Below are 2,700 nucleotides of genomic sequence, written 5' to 3'. Positions count from 1 at the left end.
CGCCTGGGCCGGTCGGGCCGGACGGGCCGCCCGCACCGCCGCCGAGCATCTCCTGCAGTTCGCCCTGCAGTTTCTCGAACTGGGTTCGGACACGCTCTTCCTGCTTGTTCAGCGTCTCGACGCGGATTTCGAGGCTGTCGACCTTGTCTTCGAGGTCCTCCTGGGCCTCGTCGTAGCCGGTCTTGACGAACAGTTCGCCGACTTCGCGGAACATCGTCGCGTCCTCGTCGATGTCTTCGAGTTCTTCGAGCGCGTTCTCCGATTCGGTGAGCTGTGTTTCGGCCTGATTCTTCTGCACGGCGACCTGCTGTGCCGTATCCTGAAGGTCCTGCAGCTGTTCGAGCTTCTCCTGTGCTTCCGGTGGAAGATTACCCTGCATACCCGTCCCTTGTCGTCTGGACTGAAAAAGCCCCGCTTTTACTCGCGCGGAGAGAGCCAGAAGGACTTTGCACGGGTTACGCCCGGCACGCTCCGCCGTCGTTTCGACCGGTACTCGAACCGGGCGAAGATATTTCGTCGTCGCCATCAGGTCCGAAACGGGAGAACCATCCGGCACACGCGGCAAAATTCGTATTGTCGCGGCGGTCGTGACATCAAGTATGAACGTCTTCGTCGCCGGTGCGACCGGTGTCCTCGGCCGTCGTCTCGTCGCGGAACTCTCGGCACGGAACCATCACGTCGTCGGCCTCGCACGGGACGAGCGCGGCGACGAACTCGTTGCGGAGAACGGTGGAGAGCCCCGACGTGGGGACGTTCTCGACCGGGAATCGCTAGTGGAAGCGGCCGACGGCTGTGACGTGCTGATTCACGTCGCGACTGCTATTCCGACGAGTCTGAAACCGTCCGACGAGGAGTGGACGCGGAACGATTTAGTGCGCGTCGAAGGGGCGCGAAATCTCGTGGCGGTCGCAGACGAAATCGATGCGAAGCGCCTACTGCTTCAGAGTATCGTCTGGGTCGCCCGCCAACCCGACGGCGGTCGATTCGACGAGGACTCGCCGCCGCATCCCGACCGCGTCACGCGCTCCGCGCTCGAAGCGGAGCGCGTCGTTCACCGAGGTGGGGAGGAGTACGGATTCGAGGTCGGAATCCTCCGCTGTGGCTGGTTCTACTCGGCCGACTCGGCACACACTCGGCAGATGGGAGCGGGACTGCTCGACGGAAAGTTCCCGATACTCGGTGGCGGACTCCTCGGTAGACGGGACGCGACGCTCTCGATACTCCACGTCGAGGACGCGGCGCGGGCGTTCGCCACGGCGGCCGACTCGGACGTGAGCGGCCTGTGGCACGTCACTGACGACGAACAGGTGACGGTCGCCACGCTGTTCACCGCGTTCGCAGAACGACTCGGCGCACCGACACCGCGACGAATACCGGGCTGGCTCGCTCGCCCGCTCGTCGGGAAGAATTCGGTTCAGTTGCTGACGATTTCGATGCCGACCACCAACGAGCGATTTCGGGAGACGTTCAACTGGCGACCGCGGTATCGGAGCTATCAGGAAGGTCTCGACGGGGTGGTCGAGACGTGGGAAGAAGATCGAACGCTCACGCGAACGCCGAAGGGTGGTGTGTGGAACGAAAACTGAAACGCGACGTTCTCGAACCGTCGTCTACTCGCCCTCGAACAGGATGAGTTCGTCGTCGTCGTTCTCGTCGTCCAGGCAGAGCGGTACCGGCGGCCCCCAGAGATACCGATGCTGACCGCCACACGCGGGGCAGTCGTAGGTTGCAACTCCCTCCCCCTCCGGAACGTTCGAATCCCAGTCGTCGGGGTCGGTGTGCTCCGTGGCGATCGGCGTCATCGTCTCGGGACATCGGATCTCGATGCGGTGGCCTCGTTTGAAATCCTTTCCACCCGTGGTATCCTTTTTGCTCCCGAAGGGGTTGAGTCGGTCGAACACGACTATCGCCCTCCGACGGGGGTGGTTCGACGCCACGATACACCGCACTTCGTTCCCGGACTACTTCGGAACACGGTGCTATCGCAAGGAACCCGATGAATACAAATGCGTCGATACGGCAAAAAACATATCCGAAAAAGCTAGACTGACAGTCAACTGATCTGACGGTCGAATTCTACCCGTTCAGTCGGCGGTTCCGGCGACCGCTTCGGCGACCCCGATCAGCGTCTGCCACGTGTTCAGGGCCGCGCGGAGGGCGACGAGGTCTGCCGCTTCGACGGTAACCAGCATCGTCTTCCCGTCCCGTTCGACGGTCGTCCGCGAGCGCTCGTCGTCGATCTCGCCGATCTCCTGCTCGACGCTTCGGAACACCGTGACGGCACGCTCCTCGGAGTCGTAATCGAATTCGAGAAACGCGTCGTGAGACACGGGCGTTACCGGACGTGAACTTCCTTGACGTCGCGGCTCCGTTCCTTCAGCAGAACGCGGTGGCCACAGTACGGACAGCGGACGCCGCCGTACTCGTCCAGTTCGACATCCCGCTTGCAGCGCGAACACTTGTAACTCATTATTCGTCGTCAGCCAATGCGGCGCGGATGGAGCGCTTGACGGTCTGTCCGGCGGGCGTCTGCGGGCGGTAGGTACCACCGGCGAACGTGTAGCCGCACCGACCGCACTCCCAGATGCCCGTCCCCTGTCGGTCCACGGTGTCGTTACCGCAGTCCGGGCAGGTGTGGTTTTCGTTCATGTCCGCTTCGATTTCGGAGATGCGCTTGCGCGCGACGCGACCGTATCGCGC

Annotated in this window: 6 protein-coding genes; 1 reads left to right on the top strand and 5 read right to left on the bottom strand. The window is 62.8% G+C overall.

The window, feature by feature from the left end; translation table 11 throughout:
- On the bottom strand, positions 1-379 hold a 379-nt coding region (locus tag WBV42_RS20310; RefSeq protein WP_423987645.1), incomplete at its 3' end, for a prefoldin subunit beta.
- A gap of 220 nt (positions 380-599) precedes the next feature.
- On the opposite strand from WBV42_RS20310, the gene WBV42_RS20305 reads away from it, so the two are divergent.
- A complete protein-coding gene (locus WBV42_RS20305) occupies positions 600-1,586 on the top strand; it encodes an NAD-dependent epimerase/dehydratase family protein (protein WP_423987644.1) in 987 nt (328 codons plus the stop codon).
- A 24-nt stretch (positions 1,587-1,610) separates the two neighbouring features.
- Here the strand turns inward: WBV42_RS20305 and WBV42_RS20300 are convergent, their stop codons facing one another.
- The 4 genes from WBV42_RS20300 to WBV42_RS20285 all read right to left on the bottom strand — a co-directional run.
- Positions 1,611-1,901, bottom strand: coding sequence for a hypothetical protein (locus WBV42_RS20300; RefSeq protein WP_423987643.1), 291 nt, complete (start codon positions 1,899-1,901; stop codon positions 1,611-1,613).
- Positions 1,902-2,084: 183 nt separating this feature from the next.
- On the bottom strand, positions 2,085-2,330 hold the full coding sequence (locus tag WBV42_RS20295) for a KEOPS complex subunit Pcc1 (protein WP_423987642.1): 246 nt from the start codon (positions 2,328-2,330) through the stop codon (positions 2,085-2,087).
- 5 nt (positions 2,331-2,335) lie between these two features.
- A complete protein-coding gene (locus tag WBV42_RS20290) occupies positions 2,336-2,470 on the bottom strand; it encodes a DNA-directed RNA polymerase subunit P (RefSeq protein ID WP_066144577.1) in 135 nt (44 codons plus the stop codon).
- A partial coding sequence (locus tag WBV42_RS20285) for a 50S ribosomal protein L37ae (protein ID WP_423987641.1) occupies positions 2,470-2,700 on the bottom strand: 231 nt, incomplete at its 5' end. The genes WBV42_RS20290 and WBV42_RS20285, both read right to left, overlap by 1 nt.

The organism is Haladaptatus sp., from assembly GCF_049589095.1.
In the GTDB taxonomy this organism is placed as follows: domain Archaea; phylum Halobacteriota; class Halobacteria; order Halobacteriales; family Haladaptataceae; genus Haladaptatus.
This window is presented reverse-complemented; position numbering and strand designations above follow the sequence as displayed.